The sequence below is a fragment of the Herbidospora galbida genome (genome assembly GCF_005233835.1).
Taxonomy (GTDB): Bacteria; Actinomycetota; Actinomycetes; order Streptosporangiales; family Streptosporangiaceae; genus Herbidospora; species Herbidospora galbida.
In genome coordinates this window covers 14,714-29,094 of the sequence record NZ_SZQA01000059.1, presented here as the reverse complement: position 1 = coordinate 29,094, position 14,381 = coordinate 14,714, and the positions used below count along the sequence as shown (strand labels likewise).

Annotated in this window: 13 protein-coding genes; all 13 read right to left on the bottom strand. The window is 73.3% G+C overall.

All coding sequences use genetic code 11. The features are described from left to right. Window positions 1-1,078, bottom strand: a 1,078-nt coding sequence (locus tag FDA94_RS36150) for a nucleotide disphospho-sugar-binding domain-containing protein (RefSeq protein ID WP_137251532.1), incomplete at its 3' end; no start/stop codon positions are given. A gap of 2 nt (window positions 1,079-1,080) precedes the next feature. Next, a complete protein-coding gene (locus FDA94_RS36145; protein WP_137251531.1) occupies window positions 1,081-2,310 on the bottom strand; it encodes an activator-dependent family glycosyltransferase in 1,230 nt (409 codons plus the stop codon). Continuing rightward, the gene (locus FDA94_RS36140; protein WP_137251530.1) at window positions 2,310-3,545 is read right to left on the bottom strand and encodes an activator-dependent family glycosyltransferase; all 1,236 of its coding nucleotides are present in this window, start codon (window positions 3,543-3,545) and stop codon (window positions 2,310-2,312) included. The genes FDA94_RS36145 and FDA94_RS36140 overlap by 1 nt, the downstream gene beginning before the upstream one ends. 7 nt (window positions 3,546-3,552) lie before the next feature. After that, window positions 3,553-4,764 (bottom strand): nucleotide disphospho-sugar-binding domain-containing protein, encoded by a 1,212-nt coding sequence (locus FDA94_RS36135; protein WP_137251529.1) that lies wholly within the window; start codon window positions 4,762-4,764, stop codon window positions 3,553-3,555. A 33-nt stretch (window positions 4,765-4,797) separates the two neighbouring features. Continuing rightward, on the bottom strand, window positions 4,798-6,036 hold the full coding sequence (locus FDA94_RS36130; protein WP_137251528.1) for a nucleotide disphospho-sugar-binding domain-containing protein: 1,239 nt from the start codon (window positions 6,034-6,036) through the stop codon (window positions 4,798-4,800). Continuing rightward, window positions 6,036-7,238, bottom strand: coding sequence for a nucleotide disphospho-sugar-binding domain-containing protein (locus tag FDA94_RS36125; protein WP_137251527.1), 1,203 nt, complete (start codon window positions 7,236-7,238; stop codon window positions 6,036-6,038). The genes FDA94_RS36130 and FDA94_RS36125 overlap by 1 nt, the downstream gene beginning before the upstream one ends. A gap of 6 nt (window positions 7,239-7,244) precedes the next feature. Then, window positions 7,245-8,483: an activator-dependent family glycosyltransferase gene (locus FDA94_RS36120; RefSeq protein ID WP_137251526.1), complete on the bottom strand. Its 1,239-nt coding sequence runs from the start codon at window positions 8,481-8,483 to the stop codon at window positions 7,245-7,247. A gap of 11 nt (window positions 8,484-8,494) precedes the next feature. Next, a complete protein-coding gene (locus FDA94_RS36115; RefSeq protein WP_137251525.1) occupies window positions 8,495-9,706 on the bottom strand; it encodes a nucleotide disphospho-sugar-binding domain-containing protein in 1,212 nt (403 codons plus the stop codon). Window positions 9,707-9,708: 2 nt separating this feature from the next. Beyond that, window positions 9,709-10,695 carry an NAD-dependent epimerase/dehydratase family protein gene (locus FDA94_RS36110; protein WP_246060345.1) on the bottom strand — a complete coding sequence of 329 codons (987 nt, stop codon included), beginning with the start codon at window positions 10,693-10,695 and terminating at the stop codon, window positions 9,709-9,711. A gap of 26 nt (window positions 10,696-10,721) precedes the next feature. Next, complete coding sequence (locus FDA94_RS36105) at window positions 10,722-11,297, bottom strand: GNAT family N-acetyltransferase (protein WP_137251524.1); 576 nt, start codon at window positions 11,295-11,297, stop codon at window positions 10,722-10,724. A gap of 41 nt (window positions 11,298-11,338) precedes the next feature. Further along, window positions 11,339-12,319, bottom strand: a complete 981-nt coding sequence (locus FDA94_RS36100) for an aldo/keto reductase (protein WP_137251523.1) — start codon at window positions 12,317-12,319, stop codon at window positions 11,339-11,341. 15 nt (window positions 12,320-12,334) lie between these two features. After that, window positions 12,335-13,861 (bottom strand): PH domain-containing protein, encoded by a 1,527-nt coding sequence (locus FDA94_RS36095; protein WP_212735659.1) that lies wholly within the window; start codon window positions 13,859-13,861, stop codon window positions 12,335-12,337. After that, window positions 13,858-14,355, bottom strand: a complete 498-nt coding sequence (locus FDA94_RS36090; RefSeq protein ID WP_137251522.1) for a PH domain-containing protein — start codon at window positions 14,353-14,355, stop codon at window positions 13,858-13,860. Before FDA94_RS36090 ends, FDA94_RS36095 begins: the two co-directional genes overlap by 4 nt. Window positions 14,356-14,381 lie beyond the last annotated feature (26 nt).

Sequence of the window (14,381 nt, the reverse complement as noted above, 5' to 3'; positions counted from 1 at the left end):
CCCCGTGGGCGGCCAGCCGCCCGGCCAGCACGGGCTCGTCGAGCTCCCACGGCAGCGCCAGCTGCGGCACGCCCGCCCGCGACACGGTCGCGAGCGTGCCCGGCCCGGCGTGGTGGACGGCCGCCGCGCAGGTGGGCAGCAACGCCTGGAGCGGCACGTAGGGCACGATCCGGATGCCCGGAGGGATGCGCCGCAGCCGGGCCCGCTCGCCGTCGGCGATGGTGGCCACGATCTCCACGTCGAGCTCGGCGAGCGCTTCGAGCAGGCCCTGCAGCTCTCCGACGTAGTCGTCGAAGGCCGCGCCGGGCTCGTGGTAGACCATGCCGGGCGTGAGCGCGACCCGGGTCCGCGCGGGCGGCTCGGTGAGCCATCCGGGCACGACGGCGCGGCCGCCGTACGGGACGAACTGGGTGCGCAGCGTCGGCAGGCCGCCGCCGAGGGAGAGTGAGGCGGGCAGCTGGTCGATGGTGACGTGGCCGGTGGCCATGTCCTCGCCCCACTCCGCGCCGACGGCCTCGGCGTGCGAGCCGAGCCAGTCGGCCAGCGGGTCCCCCGGCCGGTCGCCCTTCAGCCGGAGGAACAGCTCCCGGGTGACGCCCACGGTGTCCAGGCCGGTCAGCAGCCGGGCGTGCGCCGCGCCGCAGGCCCTGGCGGCGATCGCGCCCGCGTAGGTCATCGGCTCCCAGATCACCAGGTCGGGCCGCCACGCCTTCGCGAAGGACACCAGGTCGGCGATCAGCGGCAGATTCTCCAGCTTGTGCCACCAGGTGACCGCGGTGGCGTACCCGGCCAGCAGGCCCTCGTAGGTGGCCCGCTCCGGTTCGACGGCGGCGTCGTAGGGTTCCGGCACGCCGCTGCGGCCCTCGTCGAGGGCGTCGGGGTCGGCCTCCAGGAGCTGGAACAGGTCGCGGTCGCTGCCGACCGGCACGGCGGTCAGCCCCGCCTGGGTGACGACCGGCACGAACTTCGGCTGTACGGCGAAGCGCACCTCGTGCCCCGCCGTGCGCAGCGCCCACGCCAGCGGGACCATCGCCAGGAAGTGCGTCTTCTCCGGATGGGTGGTGAACAGGACCCGCACGCCTACCTCCCGGCTCGCGCTTCGATCTCGGGGACCAGCTCGTTGGGGGTCGGCAGCCGTTCCATCTCCCGCTGGAGCGCGGCGGCCCGGTCGGCGAAGGACGGCTCGGTGAGCAGCCGCACGACGGCGTCGCGGACCGACTGCCCGGTGGCCGCGTCGTTGGGCAGGTCGATGCCGGCGCCCTGCGCGGCCAGGTTGCGGGCCAGCGCGGGCTGGTCGAAGTGCAGCGGGATCGCCAGCTGCGGCACCCCGAACCGGGACACCGTCGCCAGCGTCGCCAGCCCGGCGTGGTGGATGACCGCCCGGCACGTCGGGGCGAGGGCGTGCAGCGGCACGTACGAGACGACCCGGGTGTTGTCCGGGACCTTCAGCGCATGGTCGCCGGCGACGGTCGCGACGAGTTCGACGTCCAGGTCGGCGAGCGCGTCGAAGACGTCCTGCAGGCTGATCGAGTAGCCGCTGTAGTGGTCGGTCGCGCTCAGGCCCATCGTCAGCGCGACGCGCGGTTTCTCGGGTTCGGCCCACAACCACTTCGGCACGACGGCCGCGCCGCCGTAGGGGATGTACTGCGTCCGCAGGGTCGGCAGCTCCGAGCGCAGCGTGAGCGAGGCGGGGAACTGGTCGATGGTGAACTGGCCGACGGCCATGTCCTCGGAGTACTCCCCGCCGTACTTGCGGGCGTAGGAGCCGAGCCACTCGGCCAGCGGGTCCTCGCCGCTCCCGGCCTTCAGAAACAGTTCGCGGGTGACGCCGAAGACGTCCAGGCTGTAGAGCAGCCGGGCGTGCGCGGCCCCGCACGCCTTCGCGGCGATGCTCCCGGCGAAGGTCAGCGGCTCCCAGATCACCAGGTCGGGCCGCCACTCGCGGGCGAAGGCCACCAGGTCGGCGATCATCGGGAAGTTGGTCATCCGGTGCCAGTCGGCGACCGCCTCGCGGTATCCGGCCAGCATCGTCTCCCGGGTCGCCCGCGCCGGGTCGCCGGCGGCGTCGTAGGGGACCGGCAGGCCGATCCGCTCGGCCTCGCGCTGCTCGGGGAACATGTCGGCGACCCGCCACAGGTCGCGGTCGCCGCCCACCGGCTGCGCGGTGAGCCCGGCCTGCGTGACGACGTCGGCGAACTTCGGCTGGACGGCGAACCGCACGTCGTGCCCGGCCGTCCGCAGCGCCCAGGCCACCGGCACCAGGTACTGGAAGATGGTCCGCTCCGGGACCGTGGTGAACAGGACGCGCATCAGCGGCTCCTCGCCAGTTCCTCGAGCCTCGGCACCAGCCCGTTCGGGGCCGGCGACGAGGCGATCTCCGCCCGCAGCGCGCGGGCCCGTTCGGCGTACGACGGGTCGGCCAGCAGCTTCAGCACGCTCTCGCGCACGATCTCCCCGGTCGCGACGCCGCAGCCCACCTCGATCCCGGCCCCCTGCGCGGCCAGCCGCCGGGCCAGCGCAGGCTGGTCGAAGTGCCAGTGCAGGGCCAGTTGCGGCAGCGCGTAGCGGGACACCGTCGCCAGGGTGGCCAGCCCCGCGTGGTGGATGACGGCCGCGCACGTCGGCGCGAGCGCGTGCAGCGGCACGTAGGGCACGATCCGGGCGTTGGCTGGGACGCTCGTGAGCTTGGCCCTCTCGGAGTCGGCGATGGTGGCGACGAGCTCGATGTCGAGGTCGGCCAGCGCGTCGAGCACGTCGGGCAGCCGGATCGTGTAGCCGTTGTAGCGTTCGGTCGCGCTCAGCCCCATGGTCAGCGCCACCCTCGGCCGTTCCGGCGGCCGGGTGAGCCAGCCGGGGACGACTGCGGGGCCGCCGTACGGGATGTACTGGGTCCGCAGGTAGGTCAGGTCGGCCTGGATGGTGAGCGACTCGGGGAACTGGTCGATCGTGAACTGGCCGACGGCCAGGTCCTCGGTGAAACCGCCGGTGTAGCGGCCGAGCCACTCGGCCAGCGGGTCGTCGGCCCGGGCGCCCTTCACCCGCAGGAAGTGCTGCCTGGCCACGCCGAAGACGTCGAGGCTGTAGAGCAGCCGCCCGTGCGCGGCCCCGCACGCCTTCGCCGCCACCGCCCCCGCGAACGTGGTGGGCTCCCAGATCACCAGGTCGGGCCGCCACGCCTTCGCGAAGGCGACCAGGTCGGCCATCATCGGGAAGTTCTCCATCTTGTGCCACATCGCCACCGCCTGGGCGTACGCGGGCAGCAGGTGGTCCCAGGTCGCCTTCTCGGGCGCGTCGGCCACGTCGTACGGCGCGGGCAGCCCGGCGCGTTCGGCCTCGACCGCGTCGCGGTCCATCTCGGCCATGCGCCAGGGGTCGTGGTCGCGGCCGACCGGCTGCGCGGTCAGGCCGGCCTGGTTGATCACCGGGGAGAAGTGCGGCTGGCTGGCGAAGCGCACCTCGTGCCCGGCGGTGCGCAGCGCCCACACCAGCGGCGCGAGGTACTGGAAGATCGTCTTCTCCGGGTAGCTGACGAACAGCACACGCATGGCGCGCCTACCCGGCGTACTTGACGGCCAGTTCCTCCAGCCGCCCGACGACCTCGTTGGGGGCGGGCAGTGCCGCCGTCTCCTCCCGGAGCCGGGCGGCCGCCGTGCCGAAACCCGGCTCGGTGAGCACCCGCTCGACCGCCGCCCGGATCTCCCCTGCGGTGGTGGCGTCGGCCCGCAGGCCCGCGCCCGAGGCGGCCAGCCGGTCGGCGAACAGCGGCTGGTCGAAGTGCCACGGCAGCACCACCTGCGGCACCCCGGCGCGCGCCGCCGAGGCCAGCTCGCCGAAGTCGCCGTGGTGCACGACCGCCGCGCAGGTCGGCACGAGCGCGTGCAGCGGCGCGTCGGCGGTCACCCGCACGTTCTCCGGCAGCCCGGTCAGCTCCTCGTCGGTGACCAGGACGATCTCGGCGTCGAGCCCCGCCAGCGCCTCGGCGATGGCGCGGCCGGGCACCGGGTAGCCCTCGGCGGGCGCCAGCACGGCCACCCGGGTGCGCTCGGCCGGGCCCCACAACCACTTGGCGACGACCGCCGGGCCCTCGTAGGAGGTGAAGCGCACCGGCAGGTAGCTCACATCTGCCTCCAGGCGGAGCGAGGCCGGGAGCTGGTCGACGGTGAACTGGCCGACCGCCAGGTCCTCGGTGTAGCGCAGGCCGTACTTGGTGGCGTACGTGCCGAGCCACTCAGCCAGCGGGTCGCCGGCGCGCTCGCCCTTCAGGCGCAGGAAGTGCTGCCGGGTGACGCCGAAGATGTCCAGGCCGAACATGAACCGCCCGTGGGCCGCGCCGCACGCCTTCGCCGCCACCGCGCCCGCGTACGTGGTCTGCTCCCAGATCACCAGGTCGGGCCGCCAGAACCGGGCGAAGGCCACCAGGTCGGGCACCACGGCGAAGTTCTCCAGCTTGTGCCATGCGTCCACGGCCCCGGCGTAGCCCTCCCGCATGCCCTCCCACGTGGCGGCCGACGGGTCGGCGGCGACGTCGTAGGGGGCGGGCAGGCCCTCCCCGGCGGGGGCGGGGGCGTCGGCGTCCCGGACGTTCCACGGGTCGTGGTCCTTGCCGATCGGCTGCGCCGTCAGCCCGGCCTGGGTGACGACGTCGGCGAACCCGGGCTGGGCCGAGATCCGCACCTCGTGCCCGGCCGTGCGCAGCGCCCAGGCCAGGGGCACGAGGTACTGGAACAACCGCGGATCGGCCGGGGTGACGAACAGGACGCGCATGGTCTCCTCCAGAGGTCGGGCGGGTTCGGGGGGTCAGGCGGTGGCGAGGCGTTCGAGGTCGGCGGCGAGCCGGTTCGGGCTGGGCAGGTCGCGCATCTCGGTCTCCAGGTCGCGGGCGCGCGCCCCGAACCCCGGCTCGGTCAGCAGCCGGGTGACCGCCTCGGCGACGGCCGGTCCGGTGGCCTCCTGGTTGCCGATCGCCAGTCCCGCGCCGTGGGCGGCCAGCCGCCGCGCCAGGGCCGGCTGGTCGAAGTGCAGGTGGACGGCCAGCTGCGGGACGCCGTACCGGGAGATCGTGGCCATCGTGGCGGCCCCGGCGTGATGCACGAACGCGTCGCAGGTCGGCGCGAGGGCGTGCAGGGGCACGTAGGAGACCATCCGCACGTTCGGCGGCACCGACCGCAGCTTGGCCTGCTCCGGGCCGGCGATGGTGGCGACCACCTCGGCGTCGAGTTCGCCGAGCGCGTCGAGCACCTCGGGGAGCCCGAGCGGGTAGCCGCCGAAGTGCTCGGTCGCGCTCAGGCCGAGCGTGAACCCGATCCTGGGCCGCCGCTTCGGCTCCGACAACCACGGCGGCGCCACGGCCGCCCCGCCGTAGGGGATGTAGCGCGTGCGCAGGTAGGTCAGGCCGGGGGCCTCCTCGGCGAACGAGGCGGGGAACTGGTCGACGGTGAACTGGCCGACCGCCAGGTCCTCGCTGAAGGAGTGCCCGTGGGGGGCCAGCATGCGGTCGAACCACGCGGCCAGCGGGTCGTCGCGGCCCGCGCGCAGCCGCAGGAAGTGCTGCCGGGCGAGGCCGAAGACGTCGAGGCCGAACAGCAGCCGGCCGTGGGCGGCGCCGGCGACCTTCGCCACGATCGGGCCCGCGTAGCAGTTGGGCTCCCAGATCACTAGGTCGGGCTTCCAGGCCCGGGCGAACTCCAGCAGGTCGGGGAGCATCGGCAGGCTCTCCATCACATACCGGTTCACGACCGGCCCGGCGTAGCCGTCGTACAAGTAGTCCCAGGTCACGTCGGTGTCGACGACGTCGTAGGGCGCGGGCAGGCCGGGCCGTTCCTCCTCGCGCGCCTCGGGCGGCAGGTGGGTGACCCGCCACGGCTCCGGGTTGGCGCCGGCCGGGATCGCGGTGAGCCCGGCCTGGTTGATCACCCCGGCGAAGTTGGCCTGGCTGGCGAAGGCGACCTCATGGCCCGCCGTGCGCAGGGCCCAGGCGGTCGTCACCAGGTACTGGAAGACGGGCTTCTCCGGATAGGCGGTGAACAGGACGCGCATCAGCGGCTCCTCGCCAGCTCTTCCAGCGTCGGTACGAGCTGGTTCGGGGTGGGGACGGTGTCGATCTCGGCCTTCAGCGCCTCGGCGTTCTTCGTGTAGACCGGGTTGCCGAGCAGGTCGAGCAGGTGGTCGCGGAGCGGTTCGTCCGGTCCGGCCGTGATGGCGACGCCCTCCCGGGTCAGCCGGTCGGCGAAGATCGGGCCGTCGACGTCGCCCGGGATGACCAGGTGGGGGAGGGCGTGCCGGGCGACGGTCGACAGGGTGCCGAACCCCGCGTGGTGGATGACCGCCGAACACGTCGCCGCCAGCGGGTCGAGCGGGGCGAACTCGACGAGCCGCGTGTTGCGCGGCGGCCGGGGCGGCCGGTGGTCCCTCGGCACGGTCGCCACCAGCTCGACGTCCAGGTCGCGCAGGTCGTCCAGCGTCCGGCCGAGGTCGATGGGGTAGCCGCCGAACCGGTCGGTCGCCACCAGGCCCAGGGTGAGGGCGACGCGGGGCCTGGCGGGTGGCGTACGGAGCCAGGACGGCACGACCGCCGGGCCGCCGTAGGGCGTGTAGCGCATGGGGAGATAGGTGAGGCCAGGGGCGTGGCCGGTCAGCGGGGGCGGGAGCTGGTCGATGGTGAAGTGGCCGGTGACCAGGTCTTCCGAGAAGTCCGTGTACCTGCCCAGCCAGTCGGCCAGCGGGTCCTCCGCCGGGTTCCCGGCCAGATAGAGGTCCCTGGTCAGGCCGAAGATGTCCAGCCCGAACAGCAGCCGCGCGTGCGCCGCCCCGGCGGCCTTCGCCGCGACGGCCCCGGCGAAGGTGGTCGGCTCCCAGACGACCAGGTCGGGCCGCCACGCCCGCGCGAACGCCACCAGATCGGGCACCAGCGGCACGTTGACGACCTTGTGCCAGCCCGCGACGGCCCGCCGGTAGCCCTCGGTCATGGTCTCGACGGGCGTCTCCGGCGTCGCGTCGTAGGGGGCGGGCAGGCCGCTGCGGACCCGCGCCACGGTCTCCGGCCGGTAGCCCATCGCCCGCCACGGGTCGCGGTCACGGCCGATGCCCACGGCGGTCAGGCCGGCCCGCGTGATGACCCCGGCGAACCCCGGCCGCGACGCGACGACGACCTCGTGGCCCGCCGTGCGCAGCGCCCACGCCAGCGGCGCCATCGCCAGGAAGTGGGTCTTCTCGGCGTAACAGGTGAACAGGACCCGCATCGCCGGTCACCGGCGCGCGAGGTGTTCGAGCCGGGGCACCAGCTCGTTGGGGGAGGGCATGGCCAGCATCTCGTCCCGCAGCGTCTCGGCGCGGACCGTGAACGCCGGTTCCTTCAGCAGGCGCAACACGTTCTCGGCGACCGCGACGCCGTCGGCCTCGCCGGGGGCCAGGGCCAGGCCCGCGCCCTGCTCGGCCAGCATGCGGGCCAGCGGCGGTTCGTCGAAGTGCATCGGCAGCGCGAGTTGCGGCACCGCGTCGAGCGCCGTCGTGGCCAGGGTGCCCGGTCCCGCGTGGTGCACCACGGCCGCGCAGGTCGGGGTCAGGGCGTGCAGGGGCACGTACGGCGTCAGCCGGGCGTTGGGCGGCACCCGGGTCAGCTTGGCGCGTTCGGCGTCGGAGATCGTCGCGACCACGTCCACGTCGAGGCCGCCGACCGCGTCGAGCAGGTCCTGCGTGCCCCACAGGAAGCCGCCGTAGTGGTCGGCCGCGCTGAACCCCATCGTGATCGCCACCCGGGGCCGCTCCGGCGGGGTCCGCAGCCATGCCGGGACGGTGGCCGCGCCGCCGTAGGGGACGTACCGCATCGGCAGGTAGGTCAGGCCGGCTTCCAGCCGCAGCGAGCGCGGCAGGCGGTCGATGGTGAACTGGCCGGTGACCAGGTCTTCGGAGAAGTCGCCGCCGTACCGGCGGGCGTGCCCGCCGAGCCAGTCGGCGAGCGGGTCCTCCTCGCCCTTCACCTTCAGGAACAGGTCACGGGTGACGCCGAACACGTCCAGGCCCCACATGAGCCGGCCGTGCGCGGCCCCGACCGCGTTCGCCGCGATGGCCCCCGCGTAGGTCAGCGGCTCCCAGATGACCAGGTCGGGCCTCCAGTGTTTCGCGTACGCCACCAGATCGGCGATCATCGGCTGGTTGATGAGCCGGTGCCACCAGGTCACCGCCTCGCGGTAGCCCTCCAGCAGGTGGCCGGGCGTCGCCTTCGACGAGTCGTCGGCCGCGTCGTAGGGCGGGGTGAGGGCGACCCGGCCGCCGTCGAGATGGCCCGGGTTGGCCTCCAGCAGCCGGTAGGGGTCGCGGTCGGCGCCCACGGTCACCGCCGTCAGCCCCGCCTGGGTGATCACCGGGGCGAACCGGGGCTGGCTGGCGACGACCACCTCGTGCCCGGCCGTGCGCAGCGCCCACGCGAGCGGCGCCATGGCCAGGAAGTGGGTCTTCTCGGCGTAGGTCGTGAACAGGACACGCATCGCGCAACCTTTCAGGCGGCCCGGTGGCGCGCGGTCAGTTCGGCCAGCGCCGGGACGAGGTCGTTGGGGGAGGGCACGGCGTCGATCTCGGCCCGGAGCGCCTCGGCGCGCTCCCGGAACGACGGCGTCTCCAGCAGCGTCCGCAGCCGGTCGCCGACGGACTCGCCGCCCGTGACGGTGATCGCGCAGCCCTGCTCGGCCAGCCGCCGCGCGAGCGCGGGCCCGTCGACGTCGCCGGGGACGATCAGATGGGGGAGGGCGTGCCGCGCGGCCGTCGAGAGGGTGCCGAACCCGGCGTGGTGGATGACGGCCGCACACGTCGCGGCGAGGGGCTGGAGGGGGACGTACTCGACGAACCGGACGTTTTTCGGAGCGGTGGCGGGCCGGTGGCTCTCCGGGATGGTGGCCACCACCTCGACGTCGAGCTCGGCCAGTTCGGCGAGGGTCGCCGGGAGGTCGATCGGGTAGCCGCCGAACTTCTCGGCCGTGACCAGGCCGAGGGTGAGGGCTACGCGGGGGCGGGCCGGTTTCGCGCGGAGCCAGGACGGCACGGTCGCCGGGCCGCCGTAGGGCGTGTAGCGCAGCGGCAGGTAGGTCAGGCCGGGGGCGTGGCTGGTCAGCGACGGCGGCAGCTGGTCGATGGTGAAGTGGCCCGTGACCAGGTCCTCCCCGAAGGGGGTGTACGCCCCCAGCCACTCCGCCATCGGATCGGCGGCCGGGGCCTTGCCGAGGAACAGCCGCCGGGTCAGGCCGTAGATGTCGAGGCTGAACAGCAGCCGGGCGTGCGCCGCCCCGGACGCCCGCGCGGCGATCGGGGCCGCGAACGTCGTCGGCTCCCAGACCACCAGGTCGGGCCGCCAGGCCCGCGCGAAGGCCACCAGATCGGCGACCAGCGGCAGGTTCTCCATCTTGTGCCACCAGGTCACCGCGTGCCGGTAGCCCTCGACGAGGGCCTCGGCCGGGGTGTCCTCCGTCGCGTCGTAGGGCTCGGGGAACCCCTGACGCCCTGAGGCGGACGCGCGCCGGTCGAGCTGCATCATGCGGGCGTGGTCGCTGTTCCGGCCGACCGGCACGGCCGTCAGGCCCGCCTGGTTGATCACCCCGGCGAACGACGGCTGGCTGGCGAAGACCACCTCGTGCCCGGCCGTGCGCAGCGCCCAGGCGAGCGGTGCCATCGCCAGAAAATGGGTCTTCTCCGGATATCCGGCGAACAGCACCCGCATGTCTACTTTTCTCCGGCGAAGGCCACGGCGGTGCGCTCCAGCGCCTCCTGGAGCGGCTCGCGCGGACGCCACCCGACGGCGGCCTGGAAGGCGCTCGGGTCGAGGGCGAAGTCGAGCATGTCGGTCTCGGTCGAGTGGTCGGCCGGCGGCACCGAGATGACCGGCACGGGCGGCTCGCCCGACACCGCCGACACCGCCTTCGCGATCGTGTGGAACAACTCGCCGATGCTGATCACGTTGCCGCTGCCGACCAGCCAGTGCCTGCCGGAGACCACCTCGGGGTGGTCGAGGGCGGCCAGGAACGCGCGGGCCGCGTCGTCGACGCAGAGCAGGTCGCGCTTGACCGTCCCGTCGTGCCACATCGTCAGCGGCTGCCCGGCCCACGCGCGGCGGTTCATCGCCGCCACCACGCCCCGGTCGAGGTGGGTCGGGTCGGTGCCCTGCCCGAACAGGGTGGCCAGGCGCAGCGTCGTGCCCCGCACGAGCCCGCGTTCGGTGGCCGCCTCCAGCGCCTGCTCGGCGGCGAGCTTCTGCTTGTCGTACTCGGTCAGCGGCTGGTCGGGCACGCTGCCGTCGGCCGACTCGGCCATCGCCTTCCCGGCCTGGGACATCGACCCGGCGAACACCACGATCGGCGGTCTCGCGCGGTTTCCCGCCACCTCGATGAGATCGTGGACGAGCCCCACGTTCACCCGCTCGGCCACCTTGTCGCCCTCGGCCACCCGCCACGTGCCCGGACCGGCGATGTGCGCCACCAGGTGCACGATCGCGTCGGCTCCGGCCACGGCTTCGGCCAGGTTCGCGCCCTCGGTCAGGTCGGCGGTGCGGACCTCGACCTCGGCCCGGCACCCGGCGGGCACGGCGGTCTCCCGTCGGCCGACCGCGCGCAGCCGGATCGGGCGCTCCGCCAGCAGCCTCGTCACGGCGGTGCCGAGGAGGCCCGAGGAACCGAGCACCACCACGAGCGGTTTTGCGATGCTTTTCGTCACAGGACTTCCTAACAAAGGCGCGGAATTCAATTCGGGACGTCGCGCCACGTTAAAGGCGCGGGCAGCACGGCATCAAGCGGAGAAAGCCGGTCGGGCGACCAGTCGACATAACTTTCCCAGTCGTGCCGGTGAATGCGGTAACTGTGCAGATCCCACAACCGGCCGCGGAAGTAGAGATGCTCGGGCAGCACGCCCTCTTTCTGCGTCTCGTCGTCGCCGAGGCCGAAGCGGGCGAAACTCGCCTCCGTCGTCTGCACGATCATCTGCTCGATGGGAAACGCGGCGAACGCGTAGTTGATGGTGAGCTGAACCGCCTCGGAGCCGATTCCGAGTTTCGACCGGGCGGGGTCGAGGTAAACGCCGTTGCGAATGTGCCCGGCGGTCGAGAGGCCGTGCAGGGTGCTGAATCCGAGGACGTCGCCGGTGGTGTTCCGGCGCACCAGGAACATCGCGTCGAGCCGCTTGAAACCCTCCGACGCGTTGGCCGCGAACCGGAAGCTCTCCAGCCCCGATTCGAGCAGCGCGCGGAAGAACGCCGCCCCGTCGAGGGACGAGGCCGGCGACAGTGTCACCCGCCGCGACCGGGTGTGCGGGAAGAGCACGGGATACCTCCTTCGTACGGGCTGTCTCGCCAGCGGGACGATCAGCCGGCCGGGAACGCGGGAAAACGGGCGTTGTCCCAGCTCATGTAGCCCATCGGGGCGGGCAGGTCCTCGATCTCGCGCAGGTCCTCCGGCGTCAGGCGCAGGTCGGCGGCGGCGACGTTCTCGTGCAGCCAGCGCATGGTCCGGGTGCCGGGGATGGGCACCACGTTGTCGCCCTGGGCCAGCGCCCAGGCGATCGCCACCTGGGCCGGGGTGGCGTCGTGGCGGGCCGCCACCACCCGCAGCCCCGCCACGATCGCCTCGTTGACCCGGGCCGCCTCGGCCCCGAACCGGGGGTCGCGGGCCCGCGAGTCGCCCTCGTCGAGCGAGGCGCCGGTCACCCGCCCGGCCAGGAACCCCCGCCCGATCGGCGCGAACGCCAGGAACCCGACGCCGTTCTCCCGGCACCACGGCAGCACGTCGGCCCGGTTGTGCTTGGCCCACACCGAGAGCTCGTACTGCACCGCCGCGATCGGGTGGACGCGGTGTACCAGGTCGAGTTCGGCGACCGTGGCGTGGGAGATGCCGAGGTTGCGCACCTTGCCCTCGGCGACGAGCTGGGCGAGCGCGCCCCAGGTCTCCTCGATCGGCACCGCCGGGTCGACCCGGTGCAGCTGGTAGAGGTCGATCGCCTCGACCCGCAACCGTTTCAGCGACCCCTCGCACGCCCGGCGCAGATGGGCCGGGCTGCCGTCGCGGCTGAACTTCCCGCCGGGCCCGGCGACCAGGCCGCATTTGGTCGCGACGATCACGTCGCCGCGATGCGCCTCCAGCGCCTCGCCGAGCAGTTCCTCGTTCGTCCACGGGCCGTAGACGTCGGCGGTGTCGAACAGGTCGACGCCGAATTCGACGGCCCGCCGGATGACGGCCTTCGAGGTCTCGTCGTCGCGTTCCCTGGGGCCGTATCCATGGGACATGGAACTGCAGCCCAGACCGAGGGAACTCACTTTCAGATTCGTGGAAAGAGATATCTTCTGCATCGGTTTCCTGCACATTCATCGGCGCGGGGGAATGCGCGTGATAAAGGGCGTGAGCATGTCGGGGGTGGCCCTGTCGGCGAATTCGACGCCGTCGTGCAGGTCCAGGTCCGGCGCTTTGTAACGGCCGTATCCGGCGGCCGTCGTGGCGATGACCGTGACCAGGTTCAGGCGGCGTTGCAGGAGCGACTGGCGGAATTTCCAGCCGATGACGGCGGAACGGTCGAGGGCATCGGTCGAGCGGGTCAGCAGCCCCGAGCGGGTCACCAGGTAGCGCCCGTGGACGGTGTGCCCGAGCGCGCGGTAGGCGACGACGGCGGCGAGCACCGCCACTGGCGCGACGCCCGGCCCGGCGAGCCACAACCCGCCGGGCAGGGCCTCGACCGTGAGGTCGAGCCAGAGCAGTAGCACGGTCAGCGCGCCGGTCGTGTTGAGCGCCCAGATCACCCGCCGCCGCAGCGCGCGGCGCGGGTGCGGGCGCAGCGGGGCCTCGAACGGCCGGTCGTCGCCGCCGAGCACCAGCCGGGCCACCCGCAGCGCCTCCGCGATCGGGCCGCGCGGCAGGATCGTGGACGCGGGCTCCGCGCCCATCCCCGCCTTCGCCAGCCCGGTCGAGATGACGGCCGTGTCGGCGGCGCCCATCCACCGCCAGAACAGCGGCTCGCCGATGTGCACACCCCGCAGCCGGTTGTCGTCGCGGTTCACCTCCCGCGTCCGCAGCAGCCCGTTCGTGGTGCGCAGGGCCGTGCCCGCGGCGGTCCGCACCCGGGTCAGCCGGAATTCCCAGAACTCGGTGACGAAGCCGATGACCAGCCCGGCGACGCCGATCAGGCCGACGGCGGCGGTCGCGACCGCGATCGTCACCCCCGGACCGAGCGCCTCCCAGTCGGCCAGGCCCAGCACCCACGTGTCGAGTTCGACGCCGAAGTTGTTGAGCAGCCAGTAGGCGCTCCAGATGACGAACATCGCCGTCAGGAACGCCCAGATGTTGACCAGGTTGTAGAGCAGCCACCGCCAGCGTAGCTCGGCCAGAACCGTCGCGTCGTCGGGCCGGTCCGCGCCCCGCAGCAGCAGCCGCCGCAGTTCCTCCGCCGTCTCGCGGCGGACCGCGTTCAGCTCGATCGTCGCCTCGCCGGCCGAGGCGTGCCGGCCGGTGCCGATCGTGACGACGCGCAGCCCGGCCAGGCGCTGCTTGAGGTTGGCGGTGCTCTCCACACTGCGGATCCGGTCGCGGGGGACCGACAGGTTGCTGCGCACCAGCAGCCCGGTGCGCACCTCGACCCGGTCGGGGGTCACCCGGTAGCGGGTCTTCAGCCAGCGGAACAGGTCGTTGACCGCCGTCACCACCCCGAGCACGGCAACCAGGGCGGCCGGCCAGATCACCTGTGGCCGGGGTTCCACCTTGAAGACGGCCAGGGCGACCACGGTCGGGATGAGCGAGATGACCATCTGGATCGCGTCCACCCAGATCATGCGCCGGTCGAGCCGCCGCATCGGCGCCTCGGCGGTGACGGGGGCGGCAGGCGGGGTGCCCACGCTGGTCACGTGGCGTCCCCGGGGGTGCGCCGGGTGATCTCGGTGAGGTCCCGCGCCACCCGGGCGGCGACGTCCTGGTCGAGGCCGGTGATCCGCACCGGGCCGTGGGCCGAGCCGGTGGTGACGGTGACGGTGGCCAGCCTCAGGAGTTGCTGGAGGGGGCCGCGCTTGGTGTCGACGGTCTGGATGCGCGAGATGGGGGCGACCCGCCACTCGCGGACCACCCAGCCCGACAGGGCGTACACCGCCTCGCCGGTCGTCTCCCAGCGGTGGACGCGGTAGCGCACCGCCGGCATCACGCCGACGTAGACGAGGGACACCACGGCCGCCGCCGCCAGCAGCGGCCCCAGCCACGGGCGGGCGTCGGGCAGCGTCGCCGTCAGGTACGCGAGCAGGCCGGTCAGCAGGCCGCCGCCGATCACCGCGCGTAACGTCCACCACGTCACCGAACGGCGCTCGACGCGCTGTTCCGGTGGCCGCAACTCCGTTCGCGATTGGCTCATGAAAGGAAGCGTGCCGCAGCTTCCGG

What these genes read in the sequence shown, in the direction of transcription:
- FDA94_RS36125 (WP_137251527.1), bottom strand. Translation starts at nt 7,238, where the DNA reads ATGCGGGTCCTGTTCACCTGTTACGCCGAGAAGACCCACTTCCTGGCG.
- FDA94_RS36100 (WP_137251523.1), bottom strand. Translation starts at nt 12,319, where the DNA reads ATGCAGAAGATATCTCTTTCCACGAATCTGAAAGTGAGTTCCCTCGGT.
- FDA94_RS36145 (WP_137251531.1), bottom strand. Translation starts at nt 2,310, where the DNA reads ATGCGCGTCCTGTTCACCACGGTCCCGGAGCGGACCATCTTCCAGTAC.
- FDA94_RS36140 (WP_137251530.1), bottom strand. Translation starts at nt 3,545, where the DNA reads ATGCGTGTGCTGTTCGTCAGCTACCCGGAGAAGACGATCTTCCAGTAC.
- FDA94_RS36135 (WP_137251529.1), bottom strand. Translation starts at nt 4,764, where the DNA reads ATGCGCGTCCTGTTCGTCACCCCGGCCGATCCGCGGTTGTTCCAGTAC.
- FDA94_RS36115 (WP_137251525.1), bottom strand. Translation starts at nt 9,706, where the DNA reads ATGCGGGTGCTGTTCGCCGGATATCCGGAGAAGACCCATTTTCTGGCG.
- FDA94_RS36120 (WP_137251526.1), bottom strand. Translation starts at nt 8,483, where the DNA reads ATGCGTGTCCTGTTCACGACCTACGCCGAGAAGACCCACTTCCTGGCC.
- FDA94_RS36090 (WP_137251522.1), bottom strand. Translation starts at nt 14,355, where the DNA reads ATGAGCCAATCGCGAACGGAGTTGCGGCCACCGGAACAGCGCGTCGAG.
- FDA94_RS36130 (WP_137251528.1), bottom strand. Translation starts at nt 6,036, where the DNA reads ATGCGCGTCCTGTTCACCGCCTATCCGGAGAAGCCCGTCTTCCAGTAC.